This window comes from Aquamicrobium terrae (genome assembly GCF_052978165.1).
On the sequence record NZ_JBRKLZ010000001.1, the window covers coordinates 146,766 to 160,753 of the forward strand.

Consider the following 13,988-nt stretch of genomic DNA (forward strand, 5'->3'; position numbering starts at 1 on the left):
TTCACCTCGCTGCGATGCGCCGCGAGGCAAATCTTGTCGCAACCATAGGAGACAGCCGAAATGGCAGACCTGTCCTACTTCCACGGCGTGAAACTCGCCGAGAGCGCCGACACGCCGCAGTTGCTGCGCGTGCAGAATTTCGGCGTCACCTTCGTCAACGGGACTGCGCCGGATGCCGATCCGGCCGCGTTCCCGGTCAACACCCCGACGCTGGTGACCTCGCTGGCGCAGGCCGATGCGCTGGGCGGGGACGGCACGCTGCGCGACGATGTCGTGTCGGTGCTGGGCGAGGGCGGCTCCTACGTCATCGTCAATCGCGTCGAACACGACGACGATCCGGCCGTGCTGGAGGCCAATCTCATCGGCGATGCGACTGCCCGCACCGGCCTCTATGCCGCGCTGCGTGCCAAGGCACTACTGGGATACCAGCCGCGCGTCATCGTCACCGCCGGCAATACGGGCGCCTTCATCGATGACGGTCTTGTCTCGGTGACGCTCGCCACGCAGGGCGAGAAAATGACCGAGGCGCCGACTGTGACGGCAACCGGCGGCGGCGCCGACCCGGGCAAGGTGCTGCCCACGCTGGAGGCGGTGATGGGCACCGGCGCCAATGCCGATAAGGTCGTTTCGGTGCGGGTGGTGACGCCCGGCAAGAAGATGACCGTTGCCCCGACCGTTGTCTTCGCGGGGGGCGGCACGGATGAGGACAAGGTGTTGCCCGCAGCCACCGGCAATCTGGGTGACGTCGCCAACGCCTATGTTTCGGCGCTTAACACCATCTGCCCGAAGATCCGCGCCCGGGCCTATATCAGCGGCCCCAACACCAGCAATTCCGAGGCGGTTCGCTGGCGCAACACCATCAATGGCGGGCGTATCCTTCCGATCGATCCGCTGGCGATCAAAAATGTTGCCGGGGTTCCCGTGGTGCGGCCCATGGCGGCGGTGTGGGCCGGCGTGCGCGCCCGCGTCGTCGGCTCGGCCGAGGGCGTGTCCGGCTCCGTGTCGAACAAGATCATCCGCACGATCGACGGCGTTGCCCGCACGATCCTCTATCCGGAGGACGCGAACTATCTCAATGAGCAGCACGTCAACACAGTGATCAACGAGCGCGGGGGCTTCCGCACCTGGGGCTCGCGTCTTGCCACTGACGATCTTGCCTGGGCCTTCGACAGCGTGCGCGCCACGGCTGACATGGTCAACGAGGCGCTGGAAGACATCTATTTCGGCTGGGTGGACAAGAAGTTCACCAAGTCCAACCTGAAGATGATGATCGAGGACGGCAACGCCGCCCTGCGCACCTTCGTGCTCAACAACGACATCCTCGGCGGTCGCGTTTGGCTGTCCGATGTCAACACGCCGACGCTCAACGCCGGCGGCAAGGTGTTCCTCGAGGTCGAGTTCGAACCGGTCGGCATCATGGAACAAATCAACATCACCACGCACCGCAACATCCTCTACTACCAGCTCCTGCTGGATGATGTCCGGGGCGCCATCGAAAACGGCCCGCTGTCGCTGGCGGCCTAAGAGGAGATCGCAGACATGGCGAGCAATATGCCCGGATTTATTCTTCGCAACTGCACGGCCTGGATCGACCGAGTTTCCAAACTCGGCCAGATCGGAGACGTGACCCTGCCGGTGCCGCAGGCGAAGGTCGAGGAGATGCGCAACGCCGGCATGGTGATGCCGATCGAGGTGTCGCTCGGCTACGAAAAGCTCGAAGCGAGCTTCAAAATGCCGGGCCTCGACCCGCAAGTGCTCAAACTGTTCGGCTTGGCGCCGGGGGCGGAAACGCCGCTGATGATCACTGGGGCGACGGTCGACGAAGATGGCACCACGCACAGCGCGGTCGCTAATCTGCGCGGCTTCATCAAGCAGGCCGATCCGGGCAACTGGAAGCCCGGCGAGATGGCCGAGAACGACTACCAGTTCTCCGTGCGCCACTACAAGCTGGAGATCGACGGCAACCCGATCTTCGAGATGGATGCCTTCGACGTGAAGATCGGCGGCGTCAGCCAGAATGCCGGCATCCGCAACGCGCTCCTGCTCGAATAGCAGGAAACCAACCCATCAACCCATCAATGAATCGGAGGCGGCCCGCTGTGCCGGGCCGCAAAGGAGAACTCATGTCCGGAAAAATCACCGTCACCCTGTCGAAGCCGATCACCGTCGAAGGTAAGGAAGTGACTGCGCTTAGCCTGCGCGAGCCGACGCTTGGCGATCTCATCACCGCCGAGTCCGTTGGCAAGGGCAACAATCTGGCCAAGGTTGCCGCGACACTCGCCGCCATGGCCGACATTCCGCTGCCGGCCTTCCATTCGCTTTCGGCCCGCGATTTCGCCAAGATCAACGAGGAGGCCGCCCCTTTGTTGGGCCGCGAGGAATAGGCTGGCACGAACTGGCCATCTTCCTCGCGCGCGAAACCTGCACGCCGCGCAACGTCATCGACACCTATAGCCCGGACTTCGCGCTTGCAGAGCGCGATGCCCTGATCCGCGTGATCAAGATGCAATCGGAAAAATAACCATGGCAACGCTGACCAGCCGCCTGATCCTGCAGTTGACGGACGGCATCACCGGCAAGGCGCGCGGCATCGCCGGCGCGCTAGCAGGCATCGACCGAGGCGTGAATCGCTTCAACCGCAGCCAGGCGGCCGGCGTTGCCATGGCGCGCGGTTTTGCCGGGCGGCTTGTTGCCATGGGCGCCGGCTATATCGGCGTGGATCAGGGCATTCGCCGCACGGTCGGCGCCTCAATGAAATTCGAGGAAGCCTTTGCCGATGTGCGCAAGGTCGTCGATGGCACCGACGAGCAGCTCGGCAACATCCGCAACCAGATCCTCGACCTGTCGCGGGCGCTGCCCACCAGCGCCGAAGGCATCGCCGCGATCTTTGCCGCGGCCGGCCAGTCGAACATCCCGATCGAGGAACTGGGCAAGTTTTCGGAGATGGTCGCCAAGGTGGCCGTCGCCTGGGATACGACCGAGGGTGAGACCTCGGAGGCGCTGGCCAAGATCAAAACGCAATTGTCGCTCAATGTCAGTCAGATCGGGTTGTTCGCGGATGCGATCAACCATCTGTCGAACAACACGGCCGCGAAGGCGCCCGATCTGGTCGATTTCTCGAAGCGCGTTGCGGCCAACGGCGAGATGTTCGGCTTCACGGCCACGCAGACGCTCGCGTTCGGCGGCGCGATGGTGGCCATGGGCGCGCAGACGGAGGTTGCCGCGACCTCCTTCCGCAATATGGGCCGCGCGCTCACCATGGGTGAGCGGGCCACGAAACAGCAGCGTATCGCCTTTCAGAAACTCGGCATCGACAGCGTCAAGACGGCGCAGAACATGCAGAAAAACGCGCTCGGCACCACGCTGGACGTGATCGAGCGCATTCAGAAGTTGCCGGAATGGCAGCGAATCAGCATCGCCTCGGCCCTGTTCGGCGACGAGGCGCGCGCGTTGATGCCGGTGATCAGCAACACCACCGAGCTGCGCCGCCAGCTTGCCATGGTGGGCGACGAGGCGAACTATGCCGGCAGCGCCTATCGGGAATACATGGTGCGCGCCGACACGGCGGCCAACGCGCTGGCCATCATCGGCAACAAGGTCAAGGCGACCTTCATCGGCATTGGCGATTCGATGCTGCCGACGATCAAGGAGGCAGGCCTCGGCCTTGGCGATGTGCTGGACACACTCGGCGAGCGCGCCAGCATCTTCGACAGGATCGACGCTTCGGTGCGCGGTTTCGTCAAGGGCCTCGGCTACGAGGGCGGCGTCCGCGAAACGATCGGCATGATCGGCGATCTGCTGTTCGGCAAGGCGGATGCCAGCGGTGCCGCCGACCAGCTTGGCCGCCTGTTTGAGCAGTTCCGGCAGGGCGGCGTCGCCGTCAGGGAATTCTGGGATGTGGCAAAGGACAGCCCGGTTCTTGAATTTATCGAGTCGGTGTCAGGCTATGGTTTCTCGCTCGCCATGGCATCTGTCGGCTTCGGGCTGTTCGCCGGCGCGATTACTAAGCTGGCGCGTGCGCTGTTCTTCCTCACCGGCGCCAAAGCCGCGGTCGGCATTATCGCCGGGCTGGCGAAAGCTGGGGCATGGCTGACGGGAGCGAGCAGCATCGGCGGTGCCGCAGCGGGGACTGCGGCAGGGTCTGCTGCGGGCGCGGGTGTTGCGGCGGGCGGGTTCATCGCCACCTGGGGCAAATGGTTCAAGTCTTTGGGTGTTTCCGGTGCGCTGGGTTCGCTCGGCTCACTCGTGCAAGGCATGGGCGACACTCCGGGCGATACATTCGATAAGCAGGTCGAAAACCAGCGCAAGGCCCGCGAGGGATTGCAGCGGATGCTCGGCATTGGAGACGAAAGCTTTAGCTGGAAGAGATTCTTCCTCGGCAAGGCGGCTGATCCAAATTTCAGTTTTCGTGACCACATGCGCATGGCCCCCGGGTCGAAAGCGTTGAATGAACAAGGCAATGGGACAGATGTCACGGAAGCTTTGCGCAATACCATTTTCCAAACCAAGCCAACGGGCACGCAGGACGTGAACATCATCAACCCTGTTCGCCCAAATGTTAACGTCAGCGTCACGGTACACGCCACAAGCAGCGATCCCGATGCTGTTGGTGGCGCTACGGGATCTGCAGTTCGGGCAGAGGTCGAGGGACTTCTGTCGGATGGAGGGTATTAATGCCCGGCCGTACTTCAATGATGCTCGGTCCGCACGCCTTCGAGGCCACGGGTTTCAGCTATACCGAGGTCCAGCGGCGCGTGCAGACGCCATGGGCCGATATTGCAGTGGCGCAGGATATCAACCAGCAGCAATGGACGGGGCCGACCAGCGAGGACATTACAATTCGCGGCGTGCTGTTCCCGGCCGAGTTTCCGGCGAGCCTGCAAGGGTTGATCGGCGCGGCGCAGGCTGGCACGCCTCTGATGTTCGTTTCCGGCGACGCCCTGGCGGGGGCGGTGCACGGCATGTTCACGATCCAGTCGATTGATGAGGATCGCTCGCACCATGATCGGGGCGGGCGCCCATGGCGCAACGCCTACACCATCACGCTCAAACGCTACGGCTCGGCCGGCGGCGGCATTTCGGCTCCGACCTTCCTCGCGAATTTGATCTCGCTGTTTTGAGGTACCCCATGGACAGCTACACCACAAAAGCCGGCGAGACCGTCGATCTTGCCTGTCACCGTTTTTACGGGCGCACGGCGCAGGTATCCGAGGCTGTTCTCGCGGCCAACCGCGGTGTCGCAGCCCTCGGCCCGATCCTGCCGGTCGGCACTGTGCTGCTGATGCCGCCGGCGCCCGTCAGCAAGGCACGGCCCCTGGTCAAGTTATACGAGTGACGTCATGCAGGTTCGCATTGAAATCACGGTCGACGGCCAGCCCGTCGCCGGGGCGTTCTATGAGCGCCTCATTTCCCTGTCTGTCACTGACAAGGAAGGGTTCACCTCCGATTCTTTCTCGGCCGAATTGAACGATGGTCCGCCAGCGTTTCTCGCTCTGCCGCGCACCGGCGCGATCGTCGACATCCGCCTCGGCTATGGCGGAGGCGCATTGCGCTCTGTCGGCCGATTTACGGTCGACAAAGTCTCGGTCAAATGCCTGCCCTACAGCGTCTCGATGAGCGGCAAATCTGTCGACCTTTCGAACGGAAAGCTGAAAAAGAAGCAGGAACGCCATTGGGACGACAAGACGATTAAGGAGATCGTCGAGGAAATCGCTGGCGAAAGTGGCCTGCAAGCTGCCGTGGACGATGAGGTTGGTGCGCATCGCTATTCGTGGGTCGGGCAGCAAGACGAAAGCTCGATGCATTTCCTTTCGCGTCTGGCCGAAAAGCACAATGCCGTCTTCACGGTTAAAGAGGGTCGCCTTGTGTTTCTGAAGCGCGGATCGGGCCTCTCTGCCAGTGGATCGTTTTTGGGATCGGTGATCGTGACGCCCGCCATTATCCTGCAAGGATCCTGCGCATTCGAGGCTAACGACCGGGCAAAATACAAGAAGGTTGTTGCCTACTATCAAGACAAGGAAAAGGCCCAGCGCGTCGAGGTCGAGGCAGACGCCGATGCTGATGGTGATAGTATCTATCGAATTCCGGAGCCCTTTGCGGATGTGGCCGAGGCCGACAAGGCGGCGCAGGCCAAATCCAAGCAGCTCAAGCGAGATGAAGGCGCGGCGAGCGTCACGGTTGTCGGCGACACCGGCATCGTCGCCGGTGCACCCCTGCTGTTCCAGGGTGTGCGCCCCGGCCTCAATGGCGTGCCCTATCTGATCGATACTGTCACCCACGAGGTTTCCAAGCGCGGCGGCTTTACCACGAAGATCTCGGCCAAGCTCTATGATGGCAAGTCCGGCAAAACGGGCGGCAAAACCGGTGGCGCGGGCGGGCAGGAAGCGGCGGCCGGTGAGGATGAGGCTGAAGGGACAATTGCGCCGAACAGCCCGGCCGGAACACCCGCGACGCCCGATGCGTGGACCGGCAGCCGCCGCAACGGGTCGACCGACGCATCCTGACAAGACCTGGCCTTCCGGTGCCCACAAGGAATCGGGCCGACGCAATCACTTTGGGGGTGAGGGTGCGCCGGCCCTAGCCATCTCACCGGTGAGCTAGCACCGGCATCTTACCCGGCAAAAATCTTGTGACAATCTGAAAGGAACTGGCCATGAGTGGACCTCGCTGGCTCGATCGCGCGCGCGCCCATATCGGGCAGCGTGAGATAAAAGGCCCCCGCCACAACCCGCTGATCGTCCGCTGGTGGGAGGCGATCAAGGCTCCGTTCCGTGACGACGAAACGGCGTGGTGCGGCGCCTTCGTCGGCGGCGTGCTGGCCGAATGCGGTATGGCCAGCCAGATCGTCAAGGGCCCCGCCGGCGCGCGCAACTGGCTGAAATGCGGCGTGCCGCTGGATCGGCCGGCGGTCGGGTGCATCGTGGTGTTCTGGCGCGGCAGTCCGAGCGGATGGTCCGGTCATGTCGGCTTCGTCGTCGGTCAGGACAAACATGGCAACCTGATGGTTCTGGGCGGCAACCAGGGCGATGCCGTGAGCATCAAGCCCTTCAGTCGGTCCCGTGTGCTGGGCTACCGCTGGCCCTCCATTTGGCCGACCGAGGAACGTTTCGCGCTGCCGGTGCTTGCGAGCGACGGCAAGGTCTCCACCGACGAGGCCTGACGATGGACAAGCCATCCTGGCGCATGCGTCGGCGCATCATCGTCGCAACACTGATCTTCTGCGCGGGCGAAGTGATCTATCTCACCGGCTGGGGGGATGACACGGATCTCGCGTCGACGATCGCCAACGGCGTGCTGATCCTCGCGGGATCGGTGATCGGCAGTTATGTTTTCGGCGCGGTCTGGGATGACCGTAACGTCATGGCCATGCGCCGGCGCCGCCGACCCGACGTCCCCTATCCAACGGAGCCCGAAGAATGAGCTTACGACTCGCGGTCGCAGGCGTGATCCTGCTTGCTTTCCTCGGACTGGCCGGCGTGGCGGCATGGTATCGGGGCGACGCCATCGCTGCCCAGGCGGAAGCAGCGGAGGCGCGCAGGAACCTCGATGCCGCCGTGGCCGCAAACGAGGCGCAGCAGGCCGCCATCTCGCGCATGCAGGCAACGGCCGCCGCCAATGAGCGGATTATCTCGCAGATGGCGGACCAGGTGGCCGCCATCAACGAAACCATGAATGAAACCAGCCAGCAAATAGGGGAATTGAAAGATGCGAATGAAGATGTGCGGGCCTATCTGGCTGGCCGCGTGCCTGCCGATCTTGACCGGGTGCTTAACAGGTAGGCCGGCAGTGGTGACCGCACCGACGGTTGTTCGCGAGCAGGTGCCGGCCGTGCTCCTGCGCCCCTGTCCGGGCAAGCAGCGCAAGCCGCTGGTCACCACCGCCGATATCGTCAACCGCCTGACCTACACGGAGGTGGCTCTGGCGACCTGCAGCGCACAGGTCGAAGGCATCAGGCAGTGGAGCGAGGGGGCGAAATGACTGATCTGTCTTTGATCTTCGGCATCGAGCTGCTCTTTGCCATCGTGATCTATGTCGTAGTGAGGCCACTCTGATGGCGGTTTCCCTCAATGAGATCAACCGCACCATCGGGGAACTGATCGGAGCCGTGAAGGCCATTGAAAACAAGGTCGATGACCAGACGCGCCGCTTCGAAGTCTCGGAGCGCACAGCCTCCGAGAGCCGCGCCAATGTCCATCGCCGGCTGGACGATATCGTCGAGCGCACCGGCGACATGGAAAGCGAGGTTAGCGCCATCAAGAAGGACGTTGAATCGGTCCGGAGAAAGGTCAATGAGCACGAGCAGGTGACGATCCAGATCAAGACCATGCGCGACCAGGCAGCGGGGGCAGGAACGCTCGGCCGCTGGCTGATCAAGTTCGGTGGCTGGATTATCGCGGCGGCGAGCACTATCGGCATGGCTTACACGTGGCTGACCGGACGGCCTCCGCCTTAGCGAATCGTGCTAACCTTCCGGTCTCCTCCCGTAAATTGCCCGCTCGGCTTCGGCTGGGCGGGCTTTTTCGCGTTTGGGGAGGGAACTTTCCGCCCCAACTGCCGTTTGTAGCTGTTGCCTACCATCGATAGCTGTTGCCTACCATCGATAAGGGCCTGCCACCGCATCCTCAGGCCCCAAGCGCCCGCCGGCAGTTGTCCCCCTCTGCCGGTGGGCCCTTTTATATGTGAGCCGGATCGTTCGCCTGAAGGACAAACTTGGCGTCCCGTTCGAGGATGGCGCCCATGACTTCCACCACCTCGCGCAAGAGCGACTGGATCTGGTTGGGGTCGAGTTCTTCCACGTGATCGGCGGCGTCCATGACCTTCAGCAAAAGGTCGACGCCTCTTTGATGTAGTTGCATGCTCCCTCCAACTTGCCGCTACGCTGCTTTGCTTTTCGATTTTCCCTTTGCCGCCTGCTTCTTCTTCGGGGCCGTGACGCCTTCCTTTTCGAGGCTCTTGCGCAGCACCTCGGCCAGGTTGACGACATTCTCCTTCGGTGCCGGCGGTGCCTTCGTCGGCACCTTCTTGCCCTTGCGCTTGGCGTCGATCAGTTCGGCGAGGGCCTCCTCGTACCGGTCCTCGAAGTGTGAAGGGTCGAATTTGGTGAGTTTCTTGTCGATCAACAAACTGGCGATTTCCAGCAACTCGGGGTCCTGCTTGCCGGTCGGGATGCCGTCGAAGACGTCTCCGGCCTCGGCCACCTCCGTGTGCGGCCGCATCCACGTCATGAGCATGCCCTTGCCATACGGCTGGATGATCACCTCATGGCCGCGCTGGTACATGACCACGCAGGATTGAGCGGCCATCTTGGCGCGCTCCATGGCATCCCGCAGCACCGCAAAGGCCTCGATCGACGGCGCGTCGGCGGGGACGAGGTAAAAGGGCTTTTCCAGATAGCGGGTATCGATTTCCTTGACCGGCACAAAGTCCTCGATGTCGAGGGTGTGCTCCGAGGTCAGCTTCAAGCTCTTGATCTCTTCCGAATCGATGGGGATGAAATCGCCCTTGTCGGCTTCCCAGCCCTTGGTCTGTTCCTCTGCCGGAACCTCGTCGCCGGTTTCCTCATCGACATAGATGCTGCGCACCCGGTTGCCGGTCTTGCGATTGAGGACGTTGAACCGGATTTTCTCTGCCTCGGTAACGGCGCCGATGATCTTGACCGCGCAGGTGACCGATCCCACTCTCAAAAAGCCCTTCCAGGCTGCACGCGGCGCTGCCATATCGACCTCCATCGACGAAAAAGCCTCAACGCCGGGTGAGAGAGATTGGTTCCGCTACTGGCGAGCAATGCCGCCGAGCAACGCCTCGCCATCGTCCCGGTGCTCCCAGCAAAACCAGCGCGGCGGGGTGTGCTTGTTGATGCTGTAGCCCCAACCGCCCCATTTCGTGCACCCGGGATGCTCGCACCAGTGCTCGTAGATGCCGGCCGGTGCTGCAACGGCTTCGCCGGGCATGCGGATTGGATCGTCGCTCATCCGTAAACCTTGGTCATGTCGTCATAGGTGTACTGGGTCGGCACCCACGCGATCGGCTCGAATGGATCGTCGGTGGACATCAGCGCCCAATATTCCTCATGCTCTTCAGCGGTCGGGTAGTCTGAGTCTGGCCATTTGCGCCAGCGGATATGGGCATACTCGCCGTTGGCATCCTTGGCGGCGATCATCCATTGCTCTTTTGCCTCGTCGTTCATCGGGAAAACGACATCCGCCGCGGCGAATTCTTCCTCGGCTGTCGGGCGAGGGTTCTCATTGCGCCTTGCTGGTTGTCGCCCAAGCGCCTCCTTGCGCTGGTAGTCGTCTCCCAGCGCCAGTTCGGCATCGAGATAACCATTGCCGGTCAGCCAATCCCGCAGGGCCAAAAGGCTGGCTTCCTCGGCCGTGAGCCGGTCCTGCAAGGCAAAGCGGTGGAGCGCCTTGTAGACGTCGGTAGGGACGTCGATTGTGATCTTGTGCATCTCAAAACTCATAGCGGGTTGAGCGGACCGATCAGCCCCGGGTGGTCGGCACCGCCTTTGTTGGTCGAATTGACCTCGCGGCCGACCCGGTAAAATTGCAGGTCGCCGTCGAGATCCTGTTGCAGCAAGCCCTTGGCGTCGGCGACCGAGGTGGCCGGATCAATCCAGGCATCATATGCGGCCGGATCGAGGATGATGGGCTGTCGGGTGTGAAGCTGCCGCATCGGATCTCGCGCCGCGGCGGTCAGGATCGTGCAACTGGTAATATCGAGTGTGGGGTTGTAGGCCCACAGGCCGGCAAACGAAAATGGCCGCCTGTCTGGCAGGTGGATGAACCAAGGGTCTTTGCCGGCATCCTCCTCGCTCTTGGTCCATTCGTAGAACCCATCGGCGGGGATCAGGCAGCGTTTGCCCCTGAAGCTATCCCGAAAGGCTGGCTTGTCGGCTGCTTCTTCCGAGCGGGCATTGAACATCGCAAATTTCGGGATTTCTTTGGCCCACCCCGGCACGAGCCACCAGCGGCCCTCGCGGACCTTCTGAAAGCCGCCATCGCCAGCAGTGACGAAAAGCACGTCCCGCGTTGGCGCGATGTTGTAGCGCGCCTCGGTGTTCCGGCCGGCTTCCGAATCGGTCAACCGGTACATCTCGTGAATTTCGCGCCAGGTATGGCAGCAGGTGAAGCGTCCGCACATGTGATCGATCCTGCCACCGGCCGGGCTTGACGGCAATGGGCATTTGTTCCTATTTCGTTCACGTTATGCCGGAGTCATACCGACGCCACGATTTTCCGCTGTCCCGCCTTAACGAGCACTTGCAACTGGTGCGCGTCACCTGCCGCTATTGCAAAAGATCGCATGTCTACCGCCCGGACGATTTAATCCAAATTTTCGGGGATGTTGACGTGGATTCGCTAATGCATCGGATGAAATGCGAGGGCGGCGCAGGCCACGGTCAACTGGATGTGAAAGGGTTCCTGCCGAGCGGCTCCGAGCTCGTCGGTCTGCGTATCAGGCGCCTGGCGGCGATCAAGTTCCAGCGGGTTCCGGTCTGGAAGGATGATTGATGTGGCCGAGTGGACGTTTCGCAGCTTGATCGAGGAAGGGATGAACCTGCACGCATATTGCTATGCCTACGGCTGCGACCACCACGCCGAATTGCCGATAACGCTGCTGGCCGATCACTACGGCCTCGACGCACCCGCCATGAACAAGGATCTTGTCCCGAAACTTGTATGCACGAAGTGTGGCAGCAAGAATTGCGGCCTGCGTTACACGCCTGATCCAGCTCGGCACAAAGGCATGTGGGATGGGCGTTGATGAGAACCGCTGAAGAACAAAAGTTGGAACTCGGCGTTCTTGCGAGTTGGAACTTTTGTAGGGTGAGCCTCTTAAGCAATTGATTTTATGGCGATCCCGGCAGGATTCGAACCTGCGACCATCGGCTTAGAAGGCCGGTGCTCTATCCAGCTGAGCTACGGGACCGTCCAGCCGCCGCGCTTCATTGCGCGGGCGGCGGGAAACTCGGCTGTCGTCAGTGCGTCCAGGGCGTGCGGCGGTCATACCGGAAATTGTCGGCATAGGAGATCTGCCGGCGCTTGGGCGGATTGGGTTCTTGCACGCGGTAGGCCAGCCCTTCGCGCTCGGCATAGGCGATCGCCTCTTCCTTGCTCTGGAACCTGATCCTGATCTGGCTCTTCATGTCGCCGGACGAGGTGTAGCCCATCAAGGGGTCGATCTTGCGCGGCTGCTCTGGCTCGAACTCCAGAATCCAGTAGCCGGTCTTGGCGGTACCCGATTGCATGGCCGTCTTGGCGGGGCTGAAGATGCGCGCGGACATGGAAACCTCTTTGCTGCTCGGCTCGTCAGCCGTTGCCGACTGCTTACTGCGCAAAGCGCGCGGCGGCAAGGCCGCAAACGCCGCAGTCGGGCTTTCCATGGCTGGTGAAGATGGTCGGAGTGGCGTGATTCGAACACGCGACCCCCTGATCCCAAATCAGGTGCGCTACCAGGCTGCGCTACACTCCGAAACCATGCTGCTGCCTATTGGTTTCGGCCTTTGATGGCAAGGGCAAAAAGTGGGCTATGCAGCGGAAGCGGCGGCTTCAAGCCCGCGCTGGATATCGGCTTTCAGGTCTTCCACATCCTCCAGCCCGATCTGGAGGCGGATGACGGGCCCTTCATAGGGACCCTTGGCGATCGTGCGGTCTCCAAGGGACACCGGGACGGCCAGGCTTTCATATCCGCCCCACGAAAAGCCAAGCCCGAAAATCTGCAACGCATCGAGGAAGGCATGGGCCTGTTTCTGGCCGCCGCCGGCCAGCACCACGGAAAAGATGCCGGACGAGCCGGAGAAATCGCGCTTCCACAGGGCATGGTCCGGGTGGCTGGGCAGGGCAGGGTGCAGCACGCGGGCAACCCCGGGTCGGCCTTCCAGCCACTGTGCGATGTCGAGCGCGCTCTTGCGATGATGCTCCAGCCTGACGCCCATGGTGCGCAATCCGCGCAGCACCTGGTAGACATCGTCCGGCGCGGCACAGCAGCCCAGCGTGATGAGCCCGTCATGCAGGCGCGGCCAGTGCTCCTCATTGGCCGAAACCGTGCCGAGCAGCACGTCGGAATGGCCGGCGGGATATTTGGTGGCGGCGTGGATGGAAATGTCGACGCCGTGGTCGAGCGGCCGGAAATAAAGGGGAGTGGCCCAGGTGTTGTCCATCATCACCACCGCGCCGGCTTGCTTCGCGGCCTTGGCGATGGCCGGGATGTCCTGCATCTCGAAGGTGTTCGAGGCTGGTGATTCGGTGAACACGACGCGTGTGTTGGGTCGCATCAGGGCCGAGATGCAGGCGCCGATCCGCGGATCGTAATACTCCACCTCGACACCCAGCCGCTTCAGCATGGTGTCGGCGAAATGCCGGGTGGGATGGTACACGGAATCGACGATCAGCACGTGGCTGCCGGCGTCCGAAAAGGCCAGCAGCGGAACGGTGACGGCCGCCAGGCCGGAGGGAACGACGATGGTGCCGGCAGAGCCTTCCAGTTGATCGATGGCCGTCGCCAGGGCGTCGGTGGTCGGGGTGCCGCGGGTACCGTAGGTGTACTTCTGGGCGCGGTTGACCAGCGTGGCCGAGTCCGGAAAAAGCACGGTGGAGGCATGGACGACCGGCGGATTGACGAAGCCGTGAAAATCGCGCGGATCGTTGCCGCAATGCGCAAGCCGCGTGTTGACGCCCAGTTCCATGCTGTTCTTGACCATGTGAGATCGCCCTAGAAGAAGATGAAAGAGCTTTAGAGCCGAGTGCGCCAAGGTGCAATCTTGGCGAGCCCGCCAGCCCGGGAAGTTGCGATGATCCACAGGTGTCGGCGGCGCTTCGGGCCTATGTCGTCTACCGATGGGTCGGCGGCAGTTTGTGTCGCTTTCAGGCTATTGTCGAGGCTGCCGCAAGGGAACTTTGGCGCCCGCTTTCGGGCGATTCAGCCTGAAATATCAACCCCTTCTTTCGCAGGGTGGTGAAACGCTGGCCCAATCATTCATTTTTCTT

The 13,988-nt window shown here is 62.3% G+C and carries 21 protein-coding genes and 2 tRNA genes; 14 read left to right on the forward strand and 9 right to left on the reverse strand.

Features of this window, described 5'->3' with window-relative positions:
* The first annotated feature begins 60 nt into the window (after window positions 1-60).
* From ACVCNR_RS00865 to ACVCNR_RS00920, 12 genes are all read left to right on the forward strand, one after another.
* Window positions 61-1,524, forward strand: coding sequence for a phage tail sheath subtilisin-like domain-containing protein (locus ACVCNR_RS00865; protein WP_447073443.1), 1,464 nt, complete (start codon window positions 61-63; stop codon window positions 1,522-1,524).
* Between the two features lie 15 nt (window positions 1,525-1,539).
* Complete coding sequence (locus ACVCNR_RS00870) at window positions 1,540-2,052, forward strand: phage major tail tube protein (protein ID WP_447073444.1); 513 nt, start codon at window positions 1,540-1,542, stop codon at window positions 2,050-2,052.
* Window positions 2,053-2,123: 71 nt separating this feature from the next.
* On the forward strand, window positions 2,124-2,384 hold the full coding sequence (locus ACVCNR_RS00875) for a phage tail assembly protein (RefSeq protein WP_447073445.1): 261 nt from the start codon (window positions 2,124-2,126) through the stop codon (window positions 2,382-2,384).
* Window positions 2,385-2,523: 139 nt separating this feature from the next.
* The gene (locus tag ACVCNR_RS00880) at window positions 2,524-4,674 is read left to right on the forward strand and encodes a phage tail tape measure protein (protein ID WP_447073446.1); all 2,151 of its coding nucleotides are present in this window, start codon (window positions 2,524-2,526) and stop codon (window positions 4,672-4,674) included.
* Window positions 4,674-5,120, forward strand: a complete 447-nt coding sequence (locus tag ACVCNR_RS00885) for a phage tail protein (protein WP_447073447.1) — start codon at window positions 4,674-4,676, stop codon at window positions 5,118-5,120. The genes ACVCNR_RS00880 and ACVCNR_RS00885 overlap by 1 nt, the downstream gene beginning before the upstream one ends.
* 8 nt (window positions 5,121-5,128) lie before the next feature.
* Entirely contained in the window at window positions 5,129-5,335 is a 207-nt protein-coding gene (locus tag ACVCNR_RS00890) for a tail protein X (protein ID WP_447073449.1), read from the forward strand.
* Between the two features lie 4 nt (window positions 5,336-5,339).
* A complete protein-coding gene (locus tag ACVCNR_RS00895) occupies window positions 5,340-6,503 on the forward strand; it encodes a phage late control D family protein (protein ID WP_447073450.1) in 1,164 nt (387 codons plus the stop codon).
* A 149-nt stretch (window positions 6,504-6,652) separates the two neighbouring features.
* Complete coding sequence (locus tag ACVCNR_RS00900) at window positions 6,653-7,159, forward strand: TIGR02594 family protein (protein WP_447073451.1); 507 nt, start codon at window positions 6,653-6,655, stop codon at window positions 7,157-7,159.
* 2 nt (window positions 7,160-7,161) lie between these two features.
* Window positions 7,162-7,419: a hypothetical protein gene (locus ACVCNR_RS00905; RefSeq protein WP_447073453.1), complete on the forward strand. Its 258-nt coding sequence runs from the start codon at window positions 7,162-7,164 to the stop codon at window positions 7,417-7,419.
* Entirely contained in the window at window positions 7,416-7,778 is a 363-nt protein-coding gene (locus tag ACVCNR_RS00910; RefSeq protein ID WP_447073454.1) for a hypothetical protein, read from the forward strand. Before ACVCNR_RS00905 ends, ACVCNR_RS00910 begins: the two co-directional genes overlap by 4 nt.
* Before the next feature lie 10 nt (window positions 7,779-7,788).
* Window positions 7,789-7,977, forward strand: coding sequence for an Rz1-like lysis system protein LysC (gene lysC, locus ACVCNR_RS00915; RefSeq protein WP_447073455.1), 189 nt, complete (start codon window positions 7,789-7,791; stop codon window positions 7,975-7,977).
* Between the two features lie 73 nt (window positions 7,978-8,050).
* Window positions 8,051-8,452, forward strand: a complete 402-nt coding sequence (locus ACVCNR_RS00920) for a DUF1515 family protein (protein WP_447073456.1) — start codon at window positions 8,051-8,053, stop codon at window positions 8,450-8,452.
* 220 nt (window positions 8,453-8,672) lie between these two features.
* Here ACVCNR_RS00920 and ACVCNR_RS00925 read toward each other — a convergent pair whose 3' ends face one another.
* The 5 genes from ACVCNR_RS00925 to ACVCNR_RS00945 are packed head-to-tail and all read right to left on the reverse strand — an operon-like array spanning window position 8,673 to window position 11,142.
* The gene (locus ACVCNR_RS00925; RefSeq protein ID WP_447073457.1) at window positions 8,673-8,855 is read right to left on the reverse strand and encodes a hypothetical protein; all 183 of its coding nucleotides are present in this window, start codon (window positions 8,853-8,855) and stop codon (window positions 8,673-8,675) included.
* An 18-nt stretch (window positions 8,856-8,873) separates the two neighbouring features.
* A complete protein-coding gene (ku, locus tag ACVCNR_RS00930; RefSeq protein ID WP_447073458.1) occupies window positions 8,874-9,716 on the reverse strand; it encodes a non-homologous end joining protein Ku in 843 nt (280 codons plus the stop codon).
* A gap of 54 nt (window positions 9,717-9,770) precedes the next feature.
* Window positions 9,771-9,971, reverse strand: coding sequence for a hypothetical protein (locus ACVCNR_RS00935; RefSeq protein WP_447073459.1), 201 nt, complete (start codon window positions 9,969-9,971; stop codon window positions 9,771-9,773).
* Complete coding sequence (locus ACVCNR_RS00940) at window positions 9,968-10,450, reverse strand: hypothetical protein (RefSeq protein ID WP_447073460.1); 483 nt, start codon at window positions 10,448-10,450, stop codon at window positions 9,968-9,970. The genes ACVCNR_RS00935 and ACVCNR_RS00940 overlap by 4 nt, the downstream gene beginning before the upstream one ends.
* 8 nt (window positions 10,451-10,458) lie before the next feature.
* Window positions 10,459-11,142: an SOS response-associated peptidase gene (locus ACVCNR_RS00945; protein WP_447073461.1), complete on the reverse strand. Its 684-nt coding sequence runs from the start codon at window positions 11,140-11,142 to the stop codon at window positions 10,459-10,461.
* A gap of 119 nt (window positions 11,143-11,261) precedes the next feature.
* Here ACVCNR_RS00945 and ACVCNR_RS00950 point away from each other — a divergent pair, with 119 nt between their 5' ends.
* Window positions 11,262-11,513 (forward strand): hypothetical protein, encoded by a 252-nt coding sequence (locus ACVCNR_RS00950; RefSeq protein WP_447073462.1) that lies wholly within the window; start codon window positions 11,262-11,264, stop codon window positions 11,511-11,513.
* A gap of 1 nt (window position 11,514) precedes the next feature.
* The gene (locus ACVCNR_RS00955) at window positions 11,515-11,766 is read left to right on the forward strand and encodes a hypothetical protein (RefSeq protein ID WP_447073463.1); all 252 of its coding nucleotides are present in this window, start codon (window positions 11,515-11,517) and stop codon (window positions 11,764-11,766) included.
* An 88-nt stretch (window positions 11,767-11,854) separates the two neighbouring features.
* Here ACVCNR_RS00955 and ACVCNR_RS00960 read toward each other — a convergent pair.
* From ACVCNR_RS00960 to ACVCNR_RS00975, 4 genes are all read right to left on the reverse strand, one after another.
* Window positions 11,855-11,931, reverse strand: a tRNA-Arg gene (locus ACVCNR_RS00960).
* Between the two features lie 49 nt (window positions 11,932-11,980).
* Complete coding sequence (locus ACVCNR_RS00965) at window positions 11,981-12,286, reverse strand: ETC complex I subunit (RefSeq protein WP_354195809.1); 306 nt, start codon at window positions 12,284-12,286, stop codon at window positions 11,981-11,983.
* A gap of 111 nt (window positions 12,287-12,397) precedes the next feature.
* A tRNA-Pro gene (locus ACVCNR_RS00970) sits at window positions 12,398-12,474 on the reverse strand.
* A 55-nt stretch (window positions 12,475-12,529) separates the two neighbouring features.
* Complete coding sequence (locus ACVCNR_RS00975) at window positions 12,530-13,702, reverse strand: cystathionine beta-lyase (protein WP_447073464.1); 1,173 nt, start codon at window positions 13,700-13,702, stop codon at window positions 12,530-12,532.
* Between the last annotated feature and the right edge of the window lie 286 nt (window positions 13,703-13,988).